This is a genomic window from Nocardioides sp. BP30, assembly GCF_029873215.1.
In the GTDB taxonomy this organism is placed as follows: domain Bacteria; phylum Actinomycetota; class Actinomycetes; order Propionibacteriales; family Nocardioidaceae; genus Nocardioides.
Genome location: NZ_CP123620.1, coordinates 115133 through 137001, shown reverse-complemented (window position 1 = coordinate 137001; position 21869 = coordinate 115133). Strand labels below are relative to the sequence as shown.

The 21869-nt window shown below is 71.8% G+C and carries 19 protein-coding genes; 10 read left to right on the top strand and 9 right to left on the bottom strand.

Annotated features, from left to right (window positions below):
- Nucleotides 1-46 precede the first annotated feature (46 nt).
- The 4 genes from P5P86_RS00600 to P5P86_RS00585 are packed head-to-tail and all read right to left on the bottom strand — an operon-like array spanning nt 47 to nt 2571.
- The gene (locus P5P86_RS00600; protein ID WP_280609331.1) at nt 47-904 is read right to left on the bottom strand and encodes a fructosamine kinase family protein; all 858 of its coding nucleotides are present in this window, start codon (nt 902-904) and stop codon (nt 47-49) included.
- Nucleotides 901-1413: a low molecular weight protein-tyrosine-phosphatase gene (locus P5P86_RS00595; protein ID WP_280609330.1), complete on the bottom strand. Its 513-nt coding sequence runs from the start codon at nt 1411-1413 to the stop codon at nt 901-903. Before P5P86_RS00595 ends, P5P86_RS00600 begins: the two co-directional genes overlap by 4 nt.
- Nucleotides 1410-1802 carry a phage holin family protein gene (locus P5P86_RS00590; RefSeq protein ID WP_280609329.1) on the bottom strand — a complete coding sequence of 131 codons (393 nt, stop codon included), beginning with the start codon at nt 1800-1802 and terminating at the stop codon, nt 1410-1412. The genes P5P86_RS00595 and P5P86_RS00590 overlap by 4 nt, the downstream gene beginning before the upstream one ends.
- 49 nt (nt 1803-1851) lie before the next feature.
- Entirely contained in the window at nt 1852-2571 is a 720-nt protein-coding gene (locus tag P5P86_RS00585) for an HAD family hydrolase (RefSeq protein ID WP_280609328.1), read from the bottom strand.
- 86 nt (nt 2572-2657) lie between these two features.
- Between P5P86_RS00585 and P5P86_RS00580 the strand changes: the two genes are divergently transcribed.
- The 5 genes from P5P86_RS00580 (at nt 2658) to P5P86_RS00560 (ending at nt 10155) form a co-directional block, all read left to right on the top strand.
- Entirely contained in the window at nt 2658-3620 is a 963-nt protein-coding gene (locus tag P5P86_RS00580; RefSeq protein ID WP_280609327.1) for a glutathione S-transferase family protein, read from the top strand.
- 234 nt (nt 3621-3854) lie between these two features.
- Nucleotides 3855-6488: a class F sortase gene (locus P5P86_RS00575; RefSeq protein ID WP_280609326.1), complete on the top strand. Its 2634-nt coding sequence runs from the start codon at nt 3855-3857 to the stop codon at nt 6486-6488.
- A gap of 237 nt (nt 6489-6725) precedes the next feature.
- Nucleotides 6726-7853 carry a pyruvate dehydrogenase (acetyl-transferring) E1 component subunit alpha gene (gene pdhA, locus P5P86_RS00570; RefSeq protein WP_280609325.1) on the top strand — a complete coding sequence of 376 codons (1128 nt, stop codon included), beginning with the start codon at nt 6726-6728 and terminating at the stop codon, nt 7851-7853.
- Nucleotides 7850-8821 (top strand): alpha-ketoacid dehydrogenase subunit beta, encoded by a 972-nt coding sequence (locus tag P5P86_RS00565; protein ID WP_280609324.1) that lies wholly within the window; start codon nt 7850-7852, stop codon nt 8819-8821. The genes pdhA and P5P86_RS00565 overlap by 4 nt, the downstream gene beginning before the upstream one ends.
- On the top strand, nt 8818-10155 hold the full coding sequence (locus P5P86_RS00560; RefSeq protein ID WP_280609323.1) for a dihydrolipoamide acetyltransferase family protein: 1338 nt from the start codon (nt 8818-8820) through the stop codon (nt 10153-10155). Before P5P86_RS00565 ends, P5P86_RS00560 begins: the two co-directional genes overlap by 4 nt.
- A gap of 108 nt (nt 10156-10263) precedes the next feature.
- Here the strand turns inward: P5P86_RS00560 and P5P86_RS00555 are convergent, their stop codons facing one another.
- Entirely contained in the window at nt 10264-11763 is a 1500-nt protein-coding gene (locus tag P5P86_RS00555) for a carboxyl transferase domain-containing protein (protein ID WP_280609322.1), read from the bottom strand.
- Between the two features lie 50 nt (nt 11764-11813).
- Here P5P86_RS00555 and P5P86_RS00550 point away from each other — a divergent pair, with 50 nt between their 5' ends.
- The gene (locus P5P86_RS00550; protein WP_280609321.1) at nt 11814-13478 is read left to right on the top strand and encodes an ABC-F family ATP-binding cassette domain-containing protein; all 1665 of its coding nucleotides are present in this window, start codon (nt 11814-11816) and stop codon (nt 13476-13478) included.
- Nucleotides 13479-13496: 18 nt separating this feature from the next.
- On the opposite strand, the gene P5P86_RS00545 is transcribed toward P5P86_RS00550, so the two are convergent.
- Complete coding sequence (locus tag P5P86_RS00545; protein WP_280609320.1) at nt 13497-14402, bottom strand: SGNH/GDSL hydrolase family protein; 906 nt, start codon at nt 14400-14402, stop codon at nt 13497-13499.
- Between the two features lie 96 nt (nt 14403-14498).
- The gene (locus P5P86_RS00540) at nt 14499-15647 is read right to left on the bottom strand and encodes a PucR family transcriptional regulator (RefSeq protein WP_280609319.1); all 1149 of its coding nucleotides are present in this window, start codon (nt 15645-15647) and stop codon (nt 14499-14501) included.
- 86 nt (nt 15648-15733) lie between these two features.
- Here P5P86_RS00540 and P5P86_RS00535 point away from each other — a divergent pair, with 86 nt between their 5' ends.
- From P5P86_RS00535 to P5P86_RS00525, 3 genes are read left to right on the top strand one after another with little or no spacing between them, the layout of a single operon-like run.
- Nucleotides 15734-16921, top strand: coding sequence for a ferredoxin reductase (locus tag P5P86_RS00535; protein WP_280609318.1), 1188 nt, complete (start codon nt 15734-15736; stop codon nt 16919-16921).
- Nucleotides 16918-18144, top strand: a complete 1227-nt coding sequence (locus tag P5P86_RS00530; RefSeq protein ID WP_280609317.1) for a fatty acid desaturase family protein — start codon at nt 16918-16920, stop codon at nt 18142-18144. Before P5P86_RS00535 ends, P5P86_RS00530 begins: the two co-directional genes overlap by 4 nt.
- A gap of 1 nt (nt 18145) precedes the next feature.
- Complete coding sequence (locus P5P86_RS00525) at nt 18146-18541, top strand: hypothetical protein (RefSeq protein ID WP_280609316.1); 396 nt, start codon at nt 18146-18148, stop codon at nt 18539-18541.
- Nucleotides 18542-18574: 33 nt separating this feature from the next.
- On the opposite strand, the gene P5P86_RS00520 is transcribed toward P5P86_RS00525, so the two are convergent.
- Nucleotides 18575-19273, bottom strand: a complete 699-nt coding sequence (locus P5P86_RS00520) for a Type 1 glutamine amidotransferase-like domain-containing protein (RefSeq protein WP_280609315.1) — start codon at nt 19271-19273, stop codon at nt 18575-18577.
- 77 nt (nt 19274-19350) lie between these two features.
- Entirely contained in the window at nt 19351-21006 is a 1656-nt protein-coding gene (gene pgm / locus P5P86_RS00515) for a phosphoglucomutase (alpha-D-glucose-1,6-bisphosphate-dependent) (protein ID WP_280609314.1), read from the bottom strand.
- A gap of 59 nt (nt 21007-21065) precedes the next feature.
- Here pgm and P5P86_RS00510 point away from each other — a divergent pair, with 59 nt between their 5' ends.
- Nucleotides 21066-21860 carry a crotonase/enoyl-CoA hydratase family protein gene (locus P5P86_RS00510; RefSeq protein WP_280609313.1) on the top strand — a complete coding sequence of 265 codons (795 nt, stop codon included), beginning with the start codon at nt 21066-21068 and terminating at the stop codon, nt 21858-21860.
- The last annotated feature ends 9 nt before the right edge of the window (nt 21861-21869 follow it).

Here is a 21869-nt window from a genome sequence, read left to right as displayed (position 1 = left end):
GTTACACACCGTCGGGGGTGCCATCGCCCGGACGATCGGGAGGCGCTCAGGCGTAGCGCGAGGCGACGTTGGCGGCGCGTACGCCGTAGCCCCCGCCGAACAGGCAGGCGTGGACGAGCAGCGGGAAGAGCTGGTGGAGACCGAGCCGCTCCTCCCAGCCGTCGGCCAGCGGGAAGGCCTCGACGTACGCCTCCTGGAGACGCTCGAGGTGCGGCAGGCCGAAGAGCGTCAGCATGGCCAGGTCCATCTCGCGGTGCCCGCCGTAGGCGGCCGGGTCGATCACCCGGGCCTCGCCGTCATGGGACCAGAGCACGTTGCCGGTCCACAGGTCACCGTGCAACCGGGCCGGCGGCTCCTCCGGGACGATGGCCGCGACCCGTGTCAGCGCCCGCTCGATCGTGGCGACATGGTGGTCGTCGACGCTGCCGCGATCGTGGGCGAGCTTGAGGTAGGGCAGCACCCGTCGGGTGGTGAAGAACTCGGCCCACGTCGGCGCCGGCGCGTTCGGCAGCGGCAGCCGGGCGATGAAGCCGTCCTCGTCCAGGCCGAAGGTGTCGGCGCCCGCGCGGTGCGTGCGGGCCAGCGCGCGGCCGAGCTCCTCGGCGGTCTCGGCGGTCGGCCGCCCGGGCTCGATCCAGCGCAGGATCAGGCAGTCGGCCTCCGCCGCCAGCACCTCCGGGACCCGTACGCCGCCGGCCTCGGCGAGCCAGGCCAGGCCGCGTGCCTCGGTGGGGAAGAACGTGTCGGGGCAGTGCGGCAGCGTCTTCATCAGGGCCTGGCTGCCGTCCGCCAGCCGCAGCTTGGTGGCGGTGGCCACGTCGCCGCCGGCGACAGGAGCGGTGCTCGCCACCGCCCGCCCGAGCAGCTGCTCGGCGCGGCGCGCGATGGACGGCAGCCGGGTCACTGCGGCCGGACCGCCCGCTCGTCCGGCGTACCCGCGAGGGTCGCGGCCAGCTCCGCCACGAGGGCATCGGCCGTCCGCTCCACCATCGCCAGCACCTCCCCGAACCCGTCGTCGCTCCCGTAGTAGGGATCCGGGACGTCACCCACCCCGGCCGGGTCGTGCTCTCGGAACAGCATGGTGCGCTCGCCGCGGCCACCGAGGTCGCTGAGGTTCTGCGCGTCCATCGCGAGCACCAGGTCGAACCGGTCCCGCCAGGCAGGTACCCACTGCTGCGCGCGATGCCGGCTCGGGTCGTAGCCGGCGGCCAGGAGCGTCGCCGCCGCCCGCGGATCCATCGGCTCACCGACGTGCCAGCCACCGGTGCCGGCGCTGTCCACCGCGACGTCGCGCAGGCCGACATCGTCCAGGCGGGCACGCAGGACGACCTCGGCGATCGGGCTGCGGCAGATGTTGCCCAGGCACACCACCGCGACGGCGTAGGCGTCCTCGGACCGTGGCGGGGGGATCATCGCCGCTCGTCCGTGATCAGCCTGCGAGCGAAGAAGCCGGCGATCGCGAAGATCAGCCCGCCCCACACCGCAGGCCAGAAGCCGTCCACGTGGAAGCCGATCCGGGTCGGCCCCAGCAGCCAGGCGGTCAGGCCGAGCATCGCGGCATTGACGACGAGCAGGAACAGGCCCAGCGTCACGATGATCAGCGGGAGGCTCAGGATCGTCAGGATGGGCTTGATCAGCTTCGAGACCACACCCAGGATCACCGCCACCACCAGCAGCGGCAGGATCTTGTGCTTGATCTCCTCGCTGCCGTGCGTCGGCCCGTCCAGGTAGATCCCGGGGATCAGCCACAGCACCACGGCGAGCGCCACCGCGTTCACCGCGAGCCACGACACGAACCTCACGACGCTGATCGTGACACGCCCGGCCAAGCCGGGACGAGTACGGCGGGGGCTACGGGGTCGTTCCGGCCGCGTCGTGATCCGCGGCGACGGCGGCGGTGAGCGCGGCCTCGAGGTGCTGGAGCAGGTCCAGCGGGTCGTCGTAGACAGCCACCGCACCGGCGTCGAGCAGCTCCTGCTCGCCGATGCCCCCGCTGCGCAGGGCGATGGTGCGGATGCCGGTCCGGGCCGCCGCCTCCACGTCCCAGGTGGCGTCCCCGACCATCACCGCGCGCGAGCCGCCGACCTGCTCCAAGGCCTTCTCCAGCAGCTCGGGGTGCGGCTTGGACTCGCTGGCGTCGTCCGCTGTCGTCCAGGCGTCGGTTCGGCCGGCGGCGCCGAGGGCGCGCAACGCGTGCTCGGCGTGCTCGGGGATGCTGGAGCTGGCCAGGACGACCTCGAGCCCGAGACCCTGCAGCCGGTCGAGGAGGGCCTGAGCGCCCGGGAGCAGCCTGGTCTCCTCGATGAGCCCGTCGTACTCCCGCTTCCAGCGCTCCTGGAGCTCCTCGCCGAGTCGCTCCCGGGTCTCCTGGTCCAGGACCGCCTCGAGCAGCTTGTCGCCACCCATCCCGATGAGCCGGTGCAGGCGATGCACCGGGATGGGCTCGCCGACGGCGGCGAACGCCCGCGACCAGGCGATCGCATGGTGGTACGTCGAGTCGAGCAAGGTGCCGTCGATGTCGAGCAGGACGGTGTCCAGACCCAGGCCGGGTTGCGCGTCGGAGGAGCTCACCGGACTCCGTTACCCCCCACGCCCGGCGGGTAACGGGGAGGGGCGCGAAGGAGCATGTGATTGAAACTCCAACTAAGATGGATGTCATGACCGCCGAGCACACCCCCAGCTACGTCGCCCCCGGCGAGGAGTACCAGCGCGACGTGCGCTACATCTCCGACCGGATCACCCGCGATGCCCGCGTGCCCGAGTTCGGACCACGCGACGGTGATCTGTGGCCGGTCGAGCCGGGGCGGTATCGGCTGATCGCGGCGAAGGCATGCCCGTGGGCGACCCGGACGATCATCGTGCGACAGCTGCTGGGTCTCGAGGACGTGATCAGCCTCGGCCTCCCCGGCCCGACGCACGACGCCCGCTCCTGGACCTTCGACCTCGACCCGGACGGCGTGGACCCGGTGCTCGGCATCCACTTCCTGCGCGACGCCTATGACCGACGGATCCCGGACTATCCGCGCGGCATCACGGTGCCGGCCATCGTCGAGGTGGAGACCGGCAAAGTCGTCACCAACGACTTCCCCTGGATCACCCACGACCTCTTCTTCGAGTGGCGCTCCTATCACCGCGAGGGCGCGCCCGACCTGTGGCCCGCCCACCAGCGCGAGGAGATGGAGGCGGTGATGAAGCGGGTCTACACCGAGGTCAACAACGGCGTCTACCGCTGCGGCTTCGCCGGCTCTCAGGAGGCGTACGACGCGGCCTACGACCGGCTGTGGGCGGCGCTGGACTGGCTCGAGGACCGGCTGGGCGAGTCCCGTTACCTGATGGGCGAGGCCATCACCGAGGCCGACGTACGGCTGTACACCACGCTCGCCCGGTTCGACGCCGTCTACCACGGCCACTTCAAGTGCAACCGGCAGAAGCTGACCGAGCTACCGCACCTGTGGGGCTATGCCCGCGACCTCTACCAGCAGCCCGCCTTCGGTGAGAACACCGACTTCGACCAGATCAAGGCCCACTACTACGTGGTCCACAGCGACATCAATCCCTCGCAGATCGTGCCGAAGGGGCCCGACCCCGCGGTATGGCTCACCCCGCACGGCCGCGGCTGACCGCACTGGTCTAGGCCGTTAGCGCACCGCCGCGCGGCGCGGCGGTCAGAATTTCTGCAGGAAAGTGCAAGGCAACAATTTGTAACAGCGGCTTCTATCAGGCCGTTGTCGGCTCATCCGTCTCCCTGGAGAAGGGCCACCCGGCCCTGCTGCACGACACCGACGACCCGCCCCGAGGAACGGTTCTTCGAGGTCCTGATCCCCAGGGCGGGTCCCGATCCCACAGGGGGACCGATGAGATTGTTGCACCCTGGGCGGACCCGTCCGTCCGATGACTCCGTACGGCTCGGCGCGGCGCGCCGGGTCCACGCCGTGGCACTGGCCGCCGTTCTGGCGCTGAGCGCGGCGGGCCTGGCCGGACCGGCGCTGCTCGCGCCTGCGCTGGTCGGACCCGCCTGGGCGGACGACGGCGCCCATGGCTATCCCGGCAAGGTGTCCGACCCCGGCTTCACCGGCTGGGTGCTCTCCGACGGCCGCCAGCTCGGCGTGGCCGAGCTGGCCGACGGCACGAAGGGGATCTGCTTCGACGCGGGTGTCTCGTCCTGGCCGTCGGGCACCACGACGCCGATCACCAAGACCAACGCCAGGGTCGGCGCTGCGATCAGTCACTTCATGGCCGCTGCCAAGGCCGACGCCACCGAGGCGGCGGCACTGTGGGCAGTGGTCGGCAAGGACCTCGGGATGAACTCCGCCCCGTCCTACATGAGCGCGTCGATCGAGGGGTTCCATCGCGAGTTCCCCGGCGCGGCCGAGGAGATGGAGTCGGACCGGTCGGCGATCCTCGCCTGGGTCGCGAAGTTCGCACCCGACGACGACGGCTATGCCGTCCCCGGCGGCTTCTCGGTCCAGCTCGACGACGGCTCGACCACCGCCGGAACGGTCGATCACCCGGGCGTGAAGTCGGCCGCCGGCAACTGGGTCGACGGCGCGGCGATCACGCTGACCCTCGTCGGAGACGCCCGGTGGCTGCCCGACGCCGAGCAGCCGTCGGCCGTGACGATCTCGGGCGACGGCGCCACGATGACCTTCGACCCGGACAGGTCGGAGAATGCGGCGCTGGCGTCCGACGGCACGGTGAAGAAGTACCGCTGGGTCTCGGCGGACGGTGCGGCGATCACGGCGGCGAACCCGGTGAGGGTCAAGGAGTCCATCACCAGGCTGGCGAACAGCCAGTACAAGCTGCAGCCCAGCATCGGCGGGACGCAACGCGTCGGGTTCAACGCGGGCCAGGTCTCGCTGAAGGACACCGAGGTCCTGGCCGGGGCGGCTCCGCCGGCGGCCCTGGTCCCGCTGGGTGTCGACAAGCGCACCGACGGCAGCGACCCCGGCGATCGCGCCGGCATGGTCGGTGTCACCGTCACCGTGCACCAGAGCAACCCGGCCGGGCCGGTGCCCGCAGGCGCCACGCACACCTTCACCGCGGCCGACGTCCTCGGCACCGGGGCCGCAGCTCACGCCCACTGGGACTTCCCGGCGATCTTCGACCCTGGTCACGACTGGTGGGTGGTGATCTCCACCGAGCCGAACGGGTTCACCCCCGAGGCGGGGACGCGGGCGAAGCTGGCGCACGCGGCGGACGGGGACGATGACGACCAGACCCAACCCCTGGTCTCGTCGTTCACCGACTTCAAGGTCTGGACGCCCGCGCTGGCCACCCAGGTCGACGCGCAGGAGGCCGAGCGCGGCAGCACCCTGATCGATCACGTGCAGGTGTCCGGCACCGGCGCCCATCCGACCACGGGGGACTGGCAGCTGCTCGGTCCCGTCGCACCGGCGAGGGACGGCTCCTGCGAGCACCTCGACTGGGCGGGCGCGAAGGTCGCCGGCTCCGGCACGTTCGCGATCACCGGCGACGGCTCCTACAAGGTCGGGTCGACCCGGGTGGCCGCCTCCGGCTGCTACACCTACATCGAGAGGAGCGAGGCCGACGACTACCTCGCCGCAACAGCCTGGACCGTCGCCGGTGCCGCCACCGAGACCAGCTCCGTCCGCTCGCAGCCGGCGCTGCACACCCGGGTCCAGCGTCGGCTCGTCACGGCTGGCAGCGCGCTGGTCGACGTCGTCGCTGTGACGGGCACGCAGGGCGTCGCGGTGCCGGGTCAGTGGCGGGTACTGGGCCCGATAGCGGCCCGGAGGAACGGGTCCTGCGAGGGTCTGGACTGGTCGGCCGCCCCGTTCTTCGCGGGCGGCCTGTTCACCGCCCTCGCCGGCGACGGCAGCTACCGGATCGACGCCGGGCCGGCGAAGGAGGCGGGGTGCTACGTCTTCGAGGAGCGGGTGGTGCAGACGCACGCCACCACCGGCACCGACTGGACGACGCCGGCGGGGGAGGAGACCGTGACCGTCAAGCCGAGGCCGGCGAGGATCCCGCGGCACCCGCACATCGACACCGGCCTCGAGGGCGTGGCCGACCCGGCCCGAGTGGCCGGACGGTTCGTCAGGCTTCCCGGCGCCCGGTTCCGGTCGGCGCTGGTCGCCGAGTCCTTCCACGGCTCGACGCTGAGGGCACCGGCCGGTCTCCGCTCGGGTGGGCTCTGGACGGGCGGGGCCGCCCTGGACGCCGTGGCGGGGACGACCCTGGTCTTCGGGCACGTCTCGGACGCACACGACAGCCCAGCGGTCTTCAGCCGCCTGAACCAGGCGCGTCGTGGCCAGATCGTGACGACGTACGTCGGGGGCCACCGGCAGCGCTGGCGGATCGTCTCGATCGACTCGGTCGACCGGCGCCGGCTGCCGCGCTCCCTCTTCCGGCAGACCCTGCAGCGCCGCCTGGAGCTGGTGACCTGCACCGGTGAGCTGCGCGACGCCTCCTCGGGGCGCTTCCACTACACCCGGAACCGGATCGTGACGGCTGTCCCGATCCGCTGATGGCGGTCGTCCGTCGGGCTCGTCGAGGCTCCTCGACGAGCCCGGCGGGCGAGCAGTGTCAGGTCTGACGCCGTGCCCAGGGGGCGCCCACTCGCGAGTAACTTCGCGGCGCGCTACCTTGACAGCATCGGGTGACCTGGAACACAGGCGCGCCACCCTTGTGTCGTGTGGGCCGGAGATCCCTTCCGCAACGGTCACGTGGCGATCCCGCGCAGGCCGCACGACGAAGGAGCGCACATGAGTGAGTTCGTGCAACTACTCACCCCCGAGGGTGAGCGCCGGGAGCATCCGGATTACGACTACCGGGGTGGCCCCGACCAGATCCGGTCGCTGTACCGGGACATGACGCTGGTGCGGCGCTTCGACGCCGAGGCGACGGCGCTGCAGCGGCACGGCGAGCTGGGGCTGTGGGCCCCGCTGGTCGGGCAGGAGGCGGCGCAGGTGGGTGCCGGGCGGGCGCTGCGGGCGCAGGACCACGTCTTCCCGACGTACCGCGAGCACGGCGTGGCATGGTGCCGCGGCATCGACCCGCTGCAGGTGCTCAGCCTCTTCCGTGGCATCGACTACGGCTCCTGGGACCCGACGGAGAAGGGCTTCAACCTCTACACGCTGGTGATCGGCGCGCAGGCGCTGCACGCTGTCGGCTACGCGATGGGCGTGCAGCGCGACGGCGCCGTCGGCACCGGCGACCCGGACCGCGACACGGCCGTGGTCGCCCACTTCGGTGACGGCGCCACCTCCCAGGGCGACGTCAACGAGGCCTTCGTCTTCGCCGCGTCCTACCAGGCGCCGGTCGTCTTCTTCTGTCAGAACAACCAGTGGGCGATCTCCGAGCCGCTCGAGCGGCAGTCGCGCATCCCGCTCTACCGCCGGGCCGAGGGCTTCGGCTTCCCGGGCGTCCAGGTCGACGGCAACGACATCCTGGCGACCTACGCGGTGACCCAGGCCGCGCTGCAACGGGCCCGCGAGGGCGGCGGCCCGACCCTGGTCGAGGCCTACACCTACCGGATGGGCGCGCACACGACGACCGACGACCCCACCCGCTACCGGCTCTCCGACGAGGTCGAGCACTGGAAGCTGAAGGACCCGCTCGCCCGCGTGGAGGCCTACCTGCGCCGCAACGGCTTCGCCACCGACGCGTTCTTCACCGAGCTCGCCGCCGAGGCCGACGCGCTCGGCGAGCGGCTGCGGACCGGTGTCCGGCAGCTCGCCGAGCCGACACCGCACCAGCTCTTCGACCGGGTCTACGCCGAGATCGGCGATGAGCTGGCCGCCCAGCGCGACGGCTACGACGCCTACCTCGCGAGCTTCGCGGACGCCGCGCCCACGGACGGTGGGACCCTCGAGACAGCGGTGGCCCGATGATCACCCTGGCCAAGGCCCTGAACGCCGGGCTGCGCAAGGCGATGGAGAACGACCCCAAGGTGGTGCTCCTCGGCGAAGACATCGGCCGTCTCGGCGGCGTCTTCCGCATCACCGACGGGCTGCAGAAGGACTTCGGCGAGGACCGGGTCGTGGACACGCCGCTGGCCGAGTCCGGCATCGTCGGCTCCGCGGTCGGGCTGGCGCTGCGCGGCTACCGCCCGGTGGTGGAGATCCAGTTCGACGGCTTCGTCTACCCGGCCTACGACCAGATCGTGAACCAGGTCGCCAAGATGCACTTCCGCACCGGCGGCAAGGTCACCATGCCGATGGTGATCCGGATCCCGTTCGCGGGCGGCATCGGCGCCGTCGAGCACCACAGCGAGTCGCCGGAGGCGCAGTTCGCCCACACGCCGGGGCTCAAGGTGGTCGCCTGCTCCAACCCCATCGACGCCTACTGGATGATCCAGCAGGCCATCGCCTCGCCGGACCCGATCGTCTTCTTGGAGCCCAAGCGGCTCTACCACTCCGACAAGGCCGAGCTCGACCTCGCCGTACCGCCCGTCCCGCTGTTCTCCTCCCGCGTCGTGCGCCGCGGCGATGACCTGACGGTGCTCGCCTACGGCCCGACGGTCAAGACCGCGCTCAACGCCGCTGCCGCTGCTGAGAAGGAGGGCACCTCGCTGGAGGTCGTCGACCTGCGCACGCTCTCGCCGCTGGACCTGGCACCGGTGTTCGCCTCCGTGCGCCGCACCGGTCGGGCGGTGGTCGTGCACGAGGCGCACACCAACCTCGGCATGGGCGCCGAGGTGGCCGCCCGGATCAGCGAGGAGTGCTTCCACTCGCTAGAGGCACCGGTGCTGCGGGTGGGCGGCTTCGACACGCCCTACCCACCCGCCCGGGCCGAGGAGCACTTCCTGCCCGACCTCGACCGCCTCCTCGACGCTGTGGATCGGAGCCTCACGTGGTGAGCACCCAGGAGTCAGGCACCTTCCTGCTCCCCGACGTCGGCGAGGGTCTGACCGAGGCCGAGCTCGTCACCTGGCACGTCCGGGTCGGCGACGAGATCAAGATCAACGACATCGTCTGCGAGATCGAGACGGCGAAGTCGGTCGTCGAGCTGCCCTCGCCGTACGCCGGGGTGGTGCAGGAGCTGCTGGTCGCGGAGGGCGAGACCGTCGAGGTCGGCACGCCGATCATCCGCGTCGGGGACGAGTCCGACGCTTCCTCGAACGGCGCCCCTCCCATCGAGCCCCCGAGCGCGGCGAGCGGTGTCGAGACCTCGGCCCAGGTCGATCCCCCGGCACCTGTCGATGTGCCTGTCGATGTGCCTGTCGATGCAGCGGCTGATCCCGCCGAGGTGGAGCAGCCGCTGACCCTGGTCGGCTCCGGACCCAAGGAGGCGGCGGTCTCGCGCCGGCCGCGCGTGCTGGCCAAGCCGCCGGCACGGGCCCTCGCCCGCGAGCTCGGCGTCGACCTGGCCGACGTCGTGCCCGCGCGAGCCGACGGCGTCATCACCAGCGCCGATCTCACGGCTGCTCCGGCCTCTCCAGCGGTTCCGGGCGCTCGCGCCGTCCCGGCGCCCGGTGCTCACCGTGCGACCGGCGAGCGCGAGCACCGCGAGCCGATCAAGGGTGTGCGCAAGCAGATGGGCCAGGCGATGGTCCGCTCGGCGTTCACCGCCCCGCACGTCACCGAGTGGGTGACGGTCGACGTGACGCGCACGATGGAGCTCCTCGTGCGGCTCAAGGAGCGCCCCGAGCTGCGCGACGTACGCGTCGGGCCGATGCTGGTGCTGGCACGGGCCTGCATCCTGGCCACCCGTCGCACGCCGATCATCAACTCGGTGTGGGACGAGGAGGCCCAGGAGGTGGTGTTCAAGCACTACGTCAACCTCGGCATCGCGGCTGCCACCCCGCGGGGGCTGGTGGTGCCGAACATCAAGGACGCCGACGCGCTCAGCCTGCCCGAGCTCGCAGCAGCGCTGGACCACCTGGTCGCGACCGCACGGGACGGCAAGACGCCGCCGCCCGACCTCTCCGGGGGAACGTTCACGATCACCAACGTGGGCTCGTTCGGGGTGGACTCCGGCACGCCGATCATCAACCCCGGCGAGTCGGCGATCCTGTGCTTCGGGGCGATCAAGCGCAAGCCCTGGATCGTCTCCGACCAGGTGGTGGCGAGGGATGTCTGCACGCTGAGTCTCAGCTTCGACCACCGCCACATCGACGGCGCCGCCGGCTCCCAGTACCTGGCCGACGTGGCCGCCATCCTGGAGGACCCGGCGACGGCGCTGCTGTTCTGAGGGCTGCGGCCGCTGTGCCTGACCCGAGGTCATCCATGTAACGCGGTGTTCGGAACTGTTCTGCGGTGCAGCAGCACCGCAGAACAGCGCCGGACACCGCGTTACATGTCAGAAGGCGTAGCGCGCGGCGCGGGACTCCGGTGTGCCGGGACCCCGGGTGAGCAGCCCGACCAGCTCCTCCTGCAGCACCAACCCCACCCGCCGGCAGAACGCCTCCGGCTCCTCGGCCGCGTCCGGTTGCTCGGGCACGATCCTGTCCACCACCCCGAGTGCGGCGAGGTCGGCGGCGAGCACGCGCTGACGGGCGGCCAGCTCGGCGGCGTGGTCGGCGTCGCCGTACACGATGGCGGAGGCGCCCTCCGGCGGCAGCGGCGAGAGCCAGGCATGCTGCGCCGCGACCACCCGGTCGGCCGGCAGCAGGGCGAGCGCGCCGCCGCCGTTCCCCTCACCGAGCATGAGGCACAGCGTCGGTGCGGCGACGGTGACCAGGGCGGCCAGGCAGCGGGCGATCTCACCGGCCAGCCCGCGATTCTCGGCCTCGGGCGAGAGCGCCGCCCCGCGGGTGTCGATCACGGTGAGCACCGGTAGCCCGAGGTCGGCGGCCAGCCGCAGGCCGCGCTGCGCCTCGCGCAGACCTTCCGGTCCGAACGGCTGGTGGGCCTGCTCGCGGCGGTCCTGCGCCAGCACCAGGCACGGCGCGTCCCCGAATCGCGCGAGCGCCGTCATCACCCCCGGGTCCCGCTCGCCCTGCCCGGTCCCGTTGAGGGGTACGACGTCGCTCGCGGCCAGCTTGAGCAGCGCCCTGACACCGGGGCGGTCGGGGCGCCGCGAGCGGGTGATGGCCTTCCAGGTGCGGTCCACCGCGACGGGCTCGGCGTACGAGGGGCCCGCGCCTGTGCAGGCGACGTCGGGCTGGGCGGAGCCGGGGCCGGGCCGGACCGTCAGGATCGTCAGCACTCGGTCGAGCAGCGCGGCGATCTCCTCGGGAGGGACCACGCCGTCGATGATGCCGTGGGCATAGAGGTTCTCGGCCTGCTGCACCCCGGCCGGGAACGGGGAGCCCTGGAGCACCTCGTAGACCTTCGGCCCAAGAAAACCCAGCAGTGCGCCGGGCTCGGCGACGGTGACGTGCCCGAGCGATCCCCACGAGGCCATCACGCCGCCGGTGGTGGGATGGCGGAGGTAGACCAGGTACGGCAGGCCGGCAGCCTTGTGCGCGGCGACGGCCTCGCCGATCCGGACCATCTGAACGAACGCGGGCGTCCCCTCCTGCATCCGGGTGCCGCCCGAGGCCGGTGCGGCGAGCAGCGGCAGCCCCTCCGCCGTCGCCCGCTTGATCGCCGCGATGAGGCGCTCGGCGGTGGCCCGCCCGATGGAGCCGGCGAGGAATCGGAACTCGCTGGCGACCACCGCCACCCGGCGTCCACGCATCAGGCCGGCGCCGGTGATCACTGCCTCGTCGGTCCCCGAGCGAGCCCGTGCCGACCGCAGGTCAGCGCCATAGCCGTCGTCGACCTCGCCGTACTCGGGCGGGCTGTCCCACGACTCCCAGGACCCCTCGTCGAGGACGAGGCTGATCAGCTCGCTGGCGCTCGGTCGGTTCCCCATGGCCGTCACCGTACGAAATTCGGTGGCGGTCGTGGGTAGCGTTCTGACCCATGAGCGCCACCTTGCAGGTCCGTGAACTAGCGGCCGGGTTCGGCGCGAGAGCCCTCTTCGACGCCCTCGACCTGGTCGTCGCGCCCGGTGATGTGGTGGGTCTGGTCGGGCCGAACGGCGCCGGAAAGTCCACCCTGCTGCGCACGCTGGCCGGTGAGCTCGAGCCCGAGGAGGGCTCGATCGCGCTCACGCCGCCGACGGCCGCGGTCGGCTACCTGCCCCAGGAGACCGAGCGCCGCGCGGGGGAGACCGTGCGCGACTTCCTGGCACGGCGCACCGGTGTCGCGGCGGCGCAGGCGCGGTACGACGCGGCGACCGCCGCCTACGAGGCCGACCCGGCGGGCCCGGTGCAGGACGAGTTCGCCGAGGCGCTCGACCACTGGCTCGCGCTCGGTGGCGCCGACCTGGAGGAGCGTGCCGAGCAGGTGGTCGCCGACCTCGGGCTCGCCGTCGGCCTCGACGCCCTGATGACGGGACTGTCCGGCGGCCAGGCCGCCCGGGCGAACCTGGCCTCGCTGCTGCTGAGCCGCTACGACGTCTTCCTGCTCGACGAGCCCACCAACGACCTCGACCTCGACGGGCTGGAGCGCCTCGAACGGTTCGTGACCGGTCTGCGGGCGGGCGTGGTGGTCGTCAGCCACGACCGCGAGTTCCTGGCGCGCACCGTCACCAGGGTCCTGGAGCTGGACCTGCACCAGCACCAGATCAACCTGTACGGCGGCGGCTATGAGGCCTACCTCCGCGAGCGCGAGATCGCTCGCGAGCATGCCCGCGAGGCCTACGAGGAGTACGCCGACAAGCTCGGCGGCCTGAAGGACAGGATGGTGACCCAGCGCAACTGGGCCACCCAGGGTGTCCGGAACGCGCGCCGCAAGCAGGCCACCGAGCGGGACAAGTTCGTGAAGAACTTCGCCGCCGACTCCGCCGAGAAGCAGGCCGCGAAGGTGCGCCAGTCCGAGAAGGCGATCGAGCGGCTCGAGCGCCATGCCGTCGAGGAGCCGCGCAAGGAGTGGGAGCTGCGCATGGAGATCGCCGCGGCGCCGCGCTCGGGAGCCGTCACCGCCGCTTTGCGGGGAGCGGTCGTACGCCGCGGCGGGTTCACGTTCGGTCCCGTCGACCTGGAGATCGGCTGGGCGGAGAAGGTGGCGATCACCGGTCCGAACGGCTCGGGCAAGACCACCCTGCTGGGCGCGCTCCTGGGCCGGATCCCGCTCGACGAGGGCATTGCCCACCTGGGTCCGGGGGTCGTCGTCGGCGAGGTGGACCAGGCTCGCGCGCTGTTCGAGGCCGGGCGCCCGGGGGCGGAGCCGGCCCTCGTGGACGCCTTCGCTGCGCAGGTGCCCGATCTCGCACCGGAGGAGATCCGCACCCTGCTGGCCAAGTACGGCCTGAAGGCCGAGCACGTCACCCGGCCCGCCGCCAGCCTCAGCCCCGGCGAGCGCACCCGCGCCGCGCTGGCGCTGCTGCAGGCGCGCGGGGTGAACCTGCTGGTGCTCGACGAGCCGACCAACCATCTCGACCTGCCGGCCATCGAGCAGCTGGAGAAGGCGCTCGACTCCTACCCCGGCACGTTGCTGCTGGTGACCCACGATCGCCGGATGCTCTCGGCGGTACGGACCACGCGGCGGCTGCAGGTGGAGGACGGGCGGGTGGCCGAGGCCTGAGTCGACGGTGCCGGACGCCTAGCCGAGCGCCTTCACCACCAGCGCAGCCACCGCCCGCTGCTCCTCCTCGAACGGGTGGAAGGCGAAGGCCTGGGCGGTGTTGTGCGGCCCGTTGATCCACGGATCGGCGGAGCAGATGTCGTGGCCCCGGCTGGCGTCGAGCACGTCCACGAACCGGGCGTCGGCGTCCTTGGCCGCCTGCGCCATCCGTTGCGAGATGTCGATGAAGAGCTGGTGCAGGAACGCCCTGTCCGCCTCCTGGAGTGGCAGCGCCGCGCAGCTGCCCGAGGCGGGGACCAGCTGCGGGTAGCCCACCAGCGCGACCTCGGCGTGGGGAGCCTTGGCGTGCACGGCCTGCAGCGCGGCGGTGACGTGCTCCCCGATGGTCTCGACGGCCGAGTCGGCCTGGTCGCCGTACGTCGCCTTGCAGTCGCCCTTGGTCATGCAGCCGACCAGAGCGTTGAACAGGCCGACGTCGTTGCCGCCGATGCCGACGGTGACGTAGCGGGTGGTGGCGCTGAGGGCGTCCAGCTGCGGCGGCACGTGCAGGCTCAGCGCTGCGGCCGTGTGCTGAGCGGCGCTGAGTGAGGAGGTGGTCGCAGCCGAGCAGGTCACGTCGGTGAGCGCGAGGCCCGGCAAGGCGGCGGCGATCAGATGGGGATAGTTGTTGGTCGAGCGCACGCATCCGGAGGCGAACTGGACGGTCGGTACGCCGGGCGCGGCCGAGTAGGAGTCACCCAGCGCCACGTAGCCGCCGGTGATCGCCGGGCCCGCCGTGCCTCCGGCGGTGCCAGCGGCGGTGGCGCTCGCCGATGCGCCGTCCGACTGCTGCCCGCTCGGGTCCGCCGAATGCGATCCACTCCCGCACCCCGCCAGCAACGCGGTCCCGAGGGCCAACACGGCGAGGACAGGTGCGCGGCGCATGCTCCCACCGTAGGCGGCGGGGCCAGGGGCAGTGCCGGGATAGTCCGGGGCGCAGATCAGCTCTCCACGCGCCCGAACGCTGATTTGTGCCCCGGACTACCCCAGCGCCACGGTCAGCGCCAACAACCAGGCCGGGTCCTCCAGCTTGTCGCCGTACACCTCGCGCAGCTGGCTGATGCGGTAGCGCACCGTCTGCGGGTGGACGAACAGCTCGGCAGCGACCTCCTCGCGCCGGCCCTGGTGCAGCAGCCAGGAGCGCAACGTCTCGGTCAGCTTCTCGACGGTGTTGGGGCGCAGGTCGGCCAGCGGCCTGAGCACGGCGGCGCGCAGGTCGGCACGCGCGTCGGGATCCGCGTCGAGCACCAGGGGTACCAGCGTCTGGTCGGTGTCCGGGCCGAGGTCGGCGGAACGGGCCCGCAGCGCGCGCTCCACCGACACCCGGGCGTCGCGCCACGGCTTGGCCGGACCGCAGACGGCGCCGCGCCCTTCCAGAACGCGCAGCAGGGCACCGCGGCCGCGGTCGTGGACGTCGGGGACGAGCAGCAGGGTGACGTCCTCGAGGTCGGCGACGTCGTTGATGACCAGGGTGGCCTGGGAGACCATGGCGAGCACCGGTCCCACCTGGGCGGCCGGCACGAGCGCGGCGGTCAAGGTGCTGGGTTTGATCCAGCCGGCCCGGTCGGCGGCGGCGTCGAGCGCGTCGGGCGCGTCCCCGCGCAGCAGCATCCGGCCCAGCCGGGAGAGCAGCTGCTGGCGCACCCGGCCCGCGGTGGCGAGCTCGTCGGCGTGCCCGGCCACGGAGGCGTCGGAGACCTCGTCGATCCAGGCGAAGACCAGCGCCGCGAGCTCCACCAGCGACTCGGCCGGCAGGCCGGCCTCCACGGCGCACCGAGAGAGCTCGCGCCACGCCACCCGCGCGCCGATCCGGTACGCCGCCAGGATCGCCTCGGTGGTCCGGCCGCTCCGGGCCTCGCCCCGGCCCAGTTCATAAGCGCCCTGCACGGCCGGCGGCGTGGCCTGGCCGGCATCGGCCATCTCACCCGATGCGACCGACAGGAAGCCCCCGAGGGCCACCTTGACGGCCGTCTGGATGGTCAGGCTCATCTGGTCCGACCAGGCCCCGCGGTAGGGCGGAACCTCGTTGATCACCGCCGCGACCACGTCCTCGCCGACCCGTGGGAGGATCTCGCGGAGCCGGTCGACGATGTCGGGTGGCAGCAGGAGCGTCGGCTCGGTTCTCGTCATTCTTTGTCTCCGACGAACAATTGTGAGGCGGACATTCACGTGCGCAACACAGGAGTTTACGCCCAGCGCGTAGCAATCTAGAGGTCATGAGCAGTGCAGCCCTTCGCTCGACGACCCAGCGCGCGACGTCCTCGCGTTCCGGCGGCCTGCGGCGCTCTCTCCGAGAGCGGCTGCACACGGTCGTCTCCGCAGCGGTGACTCCGCTGGAGCCCTCCGACGTCCTCGACCTCTTCCACCCGCTGCGCCGCGGCGCTGACCTGCGCGCGCGCATCGTCGCGGTGCGGGCCGAGACCTCCGACGCGGCCACGATCGAGCTCCAGCCCGGCAAGGACTGGGCCGGCCACGTCCCGGGGCAGTACATCCGGATCGGCATCGACGTCGACGGCCGCCGGCAGTGGCGCGCCTACTCCCTGACGCACGGTCCGCGACCCGATGGGCACATCTCGATCACCGTCAAGGCCGTCCCCGGCGGCGTGGTGAGCCCCTTCCTGGTGCACCAGGCCAAGCCCGGCACGCTGGTCCACCTGGAGCAGGCAGCGGGCGAGTTCGTACTCGACCACACTCACCGCAAGCTGCTCTTCGTCACCGCCGGCTCCGGCATCACCCCGGTGATCGGCATGCTGCGCAACCTCTTCCCCGTCACCGACTCGGGTGTCCTGTGGGACGCCGCCGGCCGAGACAGGGGCGAGCCGAAGCCGCTCTCCATCACCGTCGTCCACCTCGCGCCGAGCGAGCCGCAGACGATCTTCCGGCGCAACCTCGCCGAGCTGCACGCGGCGGGCGCGATCAACCTGATCCCTCGGTACGACGACACCCACGGTGTCTTCGACGTCGCCACGCTCGAGGAGCTGGTGCCCGACCTGGCCGAGCGCACCACGTACGCGTGCGGCCCGCACGGGCTGCTCGATGCGCTCGAGGCGCACCACGCCGAGCGCGGCCTGGAGCTCTACACCGAGCAGTTCCGGGTGGGCGCGGTCGAGGCCGGCGAGGGCGGCACGCTGTCGATCGCCGGGCAGACGCTCGAGCTCGACGGCGCCACCACGATCCTGGACGCCGCCGAGGAGGCGGGTGTCCTGATGCCCAGCGGGTGCCGGATGGGCATCTGCATGGGTTGCATCCTCCCGCTGAAGGAGGGTGCGGTGCGCGACCTGCGCACCGGCGACGTGACCGTCGCCGTACCGGGGGAGACGCCGGTCGCCGGCCTTCCCGTCCAGACCTGCATCAGCGCCGCCGCCGGCGCCTGCACGATCGAGCACAAGGAGCGAGTCCGATGACCGTCATCACCAAGAAGCCCGACAGCGCGATCGCCCACCTCACGCCCGAGGACATCGAGGAACTCGGGCGGGAGCTCGACGCGATCCGGCAGTCGGTGATCGACTCCCGGGGCGAGTCCGACGCGCGCTACATCCGTCGCGTGATCAAGACCCAGCGCTACCTCGAGCTCGGCTCGCGCGCGGTGCTGCTCGCCTCGATCTTCCCGCCGGCCTGGATCGTCGGCACCGCTGGTCTCTCCGTTGCCAAGATCCTGGACAACATGGAGATCGGCCACAACATCCTGCACGGCCAGTGGGACTGGATGCGCGACCCGAAGATCCACTCGACCGTGTGGGAGTGGGACAGCGCCTCAACCGCCGAGAGCTGGAAGCACAGCCACAACGAGCTGCACCACACGTACACGAACATCATCGGCAAGGACAACGACCTCGGCTACGGCATCATGCGCGTCGACGAGGACCAGCGTTGGACACCAGCCAGCCTGCTGCAGCCGGTCTACAACTTCGTCAACATGCTGGTCTTCGAGTACGGCATCGCTGCCTACGACCTCGAGCTCGGCGCCACCATCCGCAAGAAGAAGCGCGGCATCGAGCCGTCGGCGGAGTTCAAGGAGAACGTTCGCAAGACGCTGAGGAAGATCCGCAAGCAGGCGACCAAGGACTACGTCGTCCACCCGCTCCTCTCGGGCCCGTCCTTCCTCACCACCCTGGCCGCCAACGTCACCGCCAACGTCGTGCGGAACGTGTGGTCGCACAGCGTGATCATGTGCGGCCATTTCCCCGAGGGCGTGGAGACCTACGAGAAGGCGGCCATCGACCCGGACGAGACCCGCGGCGAGTGGTACCTGCGCCAGATGCTCGGCTCGGCCAACATCTCCGGCTCCAAGGCGATGCACATCATGAGCGGGAACCTGTCGCACCAGATCGAGCACCACCTGTGGCCCGACCTGCCCTCGAACCGGTACGCCGAGGTCGCGCCGAAGGTGCAGGCGCTCTTCGAGAAGTACGGCCTGCACTACCACGCCGCGCCGTTGCCGCAGCAGGTCTACTCGGCCTGGCACAAGGTCGTGCGCCTCTCGTTCCCGAACAACTGGCTGGCCACCACCCGGCCGAGCAACCTGCCCTCGCAGGTGAAGGTCCTGTGGAAAATGGCTCGTGGCTCGCGTGCCGAGCGGCGTCGGCTCCAGGAGCGGCTGGACCTCGAGGCCGCCTACCTGGCCTGACATGCGGCTCACCGAGCGGGAGCTCACGGCTGCGCTGACCGGCGCGGCCAAGAGCGTGCTGGCCGCGCGCGACAAGCGGGTCCGCAAGGGCCGGATGACCGAGGACGAGCTGTGGGAGTCGGTCAGCCGCTACCAGCGCTTCCTCGTGCTCGACGGTCTCGGCGACCAGATCCTTCCGGTGCTCGTCGCGCTGCCCGACGTCGAGGTCGCCGTCGGGCAGCGACCGGTCTTCACCGACGCCCAGATCACCGCGGCGGTGGAGGAGCGACTCGGCGAGGAGAGCAGGCTGCGCCGTAAGGCGCTCCTGCTGACCCGGGTCGCGCTGGTCAAGCGTGCGCTCGGATCGCTGCCCCCGCGGCAGGACCCCGACGCGCTGATCGTGCCGGATCACCTGTGAGGCGGCTCTGGCGGCGGTGTTGACCCCCAGGGGTCAGAACCGCGCCAGCAGCCGCACCTCGAGCGGCGTCTCGCCCGCCGCCGTCACGGCGAACGCCTGCCCGCCCGGCCGTTCGCTGACGACCTCGGCCAGCGCACCGTCGCGCCAGACCAGGGCTACCCCGTCGTCAGCGGCGTACCCCGGCGGGAGGGTGCCGTCGGCGACCCACTCCCCGAACCGCTCGGCGCGGCCCGGCTCGGCGAAGTAGTGCGGACAGGCGCTGCCGGGCAGCCAGCCCAGACCGTCGCGCAGCGGGGCCAGCGGAGCGAAGGAATCGGTCGAGGAGCCCTCGTACCAGCAGTTCATGCCGGCGGAGATGCCTGCCAGGACCGTGCCGCCGGCCGCCGCCTGCTCCAGGAGCGCCGGCACGCCGTGCAGTCGCCACAGCGCCAGGAGGTTGGCGGTCGACCCGCCGCCGACGTACACCAGATCCTGCTCGAGCAGGATCTGCGGGGCGGTGAAGGCATGCGTGGCCTGCCCGAACAGCACCAGTGCGCTCGCGTGGGCGCGGGCCCCGAACGCGTCGAAGAACCGCTCGCGGTAGCTCGCCGCGTCGCCGCTGGCCGTGCCGACGAAGCAGACCCGTGGCCGCCGCTTCCCGGTGAGCCCCAGCAAGAGCTCGTCGATGGGGGTGATCCCGGTGTCGGCCATCGAGAAGCCGCCGCCGCCCAGTGTCACGATCGTCCCCCGCACGGGCCTCACCGTAGTCGAGTCCTGTGATGCCCACCGTGACCTCCGGGTCACCCTGGGCATCACGACACGATCGTGGCTCAGCCCAGCGCTGCCGCGACCACCGACTTCGCCTCCTCCTGCACCTGGGCGAGATGCTCGGGCCCGCGGAAGGACTCGGCGTAGATCTTGTACACGTCCTCGGTGCCCGAGGGACGCGCGGCGAACCACGCCGACTCGGTCGTCACCTTCAGCCCGCCGATCGGGGCGTCGTTGCCCGGAGCACGGGTGAGCTTGGCGGTGATCGCCTCGCCGGCCAGCTCGGTGGCGCTCACGGCGTCCGGGGAGAGCCGGCCCAGCGCCGCCTTCTCCTCGGGCGTGGCAGCCGCATCGATGCGCGCGTACGCCGGATCGCCGTGCTCGGCGACCAGCTCGGCATACCGCTGCGAGGGCGTCTTGCCGCTGGTCGCCAGGATCTCCGAGGCCAGCAGCGCCAGGATGATGCCGTCCTTGTCGGTGGTCCAGGCGCTGCCGTCCTTGCGCAGGAACGACGCGCCGGCCGACTCCTCGCCGCCGAAGCCGAAGGAGCCGTCCTGCAGGCCGTCGACGAACCACTTGAAGCCGACCGGGACCTCGACCAGCGGCTTGCCCAGCGCGGTGGCCACCCGGTCGATCATGGAGGACGAGACGAGGGTCTTGCCGATCCGGGCGCCCTGCGGCCAGTCCGGCCGCGCCCCGCCGAAGAGGTGGTCGATGGCGACCGCGAGGAAGTGGTTCGGGTTGAGCAGCCCGGCGTCGGGGGTGACGATGCCGTGCCGGTCGGCGTCGGCGTCGTTGCCGGTGCTGATGTCGAAATCGGCGCGGCGCTCGACGAGCGACGCCATCGAGTACGGCGAGGAGCAGTCCATCCGGATCTTGGCGTCCCAGTCGAGGGTCATGAAGCGCCAGGTGGGATCGACGACGGGGTTGACGACGGTCAGGTCCAGGTGGTGCGCCTCGGCGATCCGGGCCCAGTACTCGACCGACGCGCCGCCGAGCGGGTCCGCGCCGATCCGGACGCCTGCGGAGCGGATCGCGTCCAGATCCAGGACGCCGGGGAGCGCTGCGACGTACTGGCCGAGGAAGTCGTACTCGTGAGCCTGCGTGCGGGCGCGTGCCCACGGCACCCGCCGCACGTCGCGCAGGCCGTCCCGGATGATCTCGTTGGCCCGACGGGCGATCCAGGCGGTGGCGTCGGTGTCGGCCGGTCCGCCGTGCGGCGGGTTGTACTTGAAGCCGCCGTCGGTCGGCGGATTGTGGGAGGGCGTCACCACGATACCGTCGGCCAGCCCGCTCGAACGCTCGGCGATCGAGCCCGTCGTGGTCTTGCCGCGGTTGGCGGCGATGATCGCCAGCGACACCGCCGGGGTGGGCTGGTAGCCGTCCTGGAACAGCACGGTGACGTCGTTGCCGATGAGCACCTCGACGGCCGAGACGTACGCCGGCACCGAGAGCGCGTGCGTGTCGCGGCCGAGGAAGAGTGGCCCGTCGTACCCCTGGTTCCTGCGGTACTCGCAGATCGCCTGGGTAGTGGCGACGATGTGGTGCTCGTTGAACGAGGTCTTCAGCGACGAGCCGCGGTGGCCGGAGGTGCCGAAGACCACCTGCTGGGCCGGATCGTCGGGATCGGGGGTGCGGGCGAAGTACGCCGTCACCAGCTGGGGGACGTCGACCAGGTCGGCCAGGGTGGCGGGAGTGCCGGCGCGAGGATCAGCCATGGCTCCATGGTGCCCGAGACCCGCCCGGCTCACGCGGGGGCTTGGTTACTCTTCAGTACATGTCCCTGGTCACCGCCACCGTCACCGACGGCATCGCACAGGTGCGGCTCAACCGCCCCGAGAAGCTCAACGCGCTCACCCTCGACCTCCTGGCCGAGCTCGTCTCCACCGCGCACCGGCTGGGCCGGGACCGCGACCTGCGCGCCGTCGTGCTGGCCGGTGAGGGCGCCTCGTTCTGCGCAGGACTGGACTTCGCCTCGGTCCTCGGCGAGCAGCGGAAGATGTGGACGAGCTTCACCCCGCGCCCGTGGCGCGGCACCAACACCTTCCAGGAGGCGGCCTGGGCGTGGCGCCGCGTGCCGGTCCCGGTGATCGCCGCGGTCGAGGGCCACTGCCTGGGCGGCGGCGTCCAGATCGCGCTCGGCGCCGACTTCCGCTTCGCCGCCCCCGACTCGACGTGGTCGGTGCTGGAGGGCAAGTGGGGGATCATCCCGGACATGAGCGGCATCCGCTCGCTCGCCCAGGTGGTCGGCATCGACACGGCGAAGCGGCTGACGATGACGGCGGCGATGCTCAGCGGGACCGAGGCCCACGCCCTCGGCCTGGTCACCGAGGTCGCGGCCGATCCGGTGGTGGCGGCCACCGCCTTCGCACGCCAGCTCTCGGAGCGCTCGCCGGACGCCCTCGCCGCTGCCAAGCGGCTGTTCGACACCACCTGGAACGCCTCGCCCCGACGCACCTTCGCCCGGGAGCGGATCGAGCAGCTTCGACTGCTCCTGGGCACCAACACCAAGATCGCGCAGAAGGCCGCCTTCCGCCGGGAGCGGCCGGTCTATCGTCCGCGCCAGCGGTAACCGGAGCGC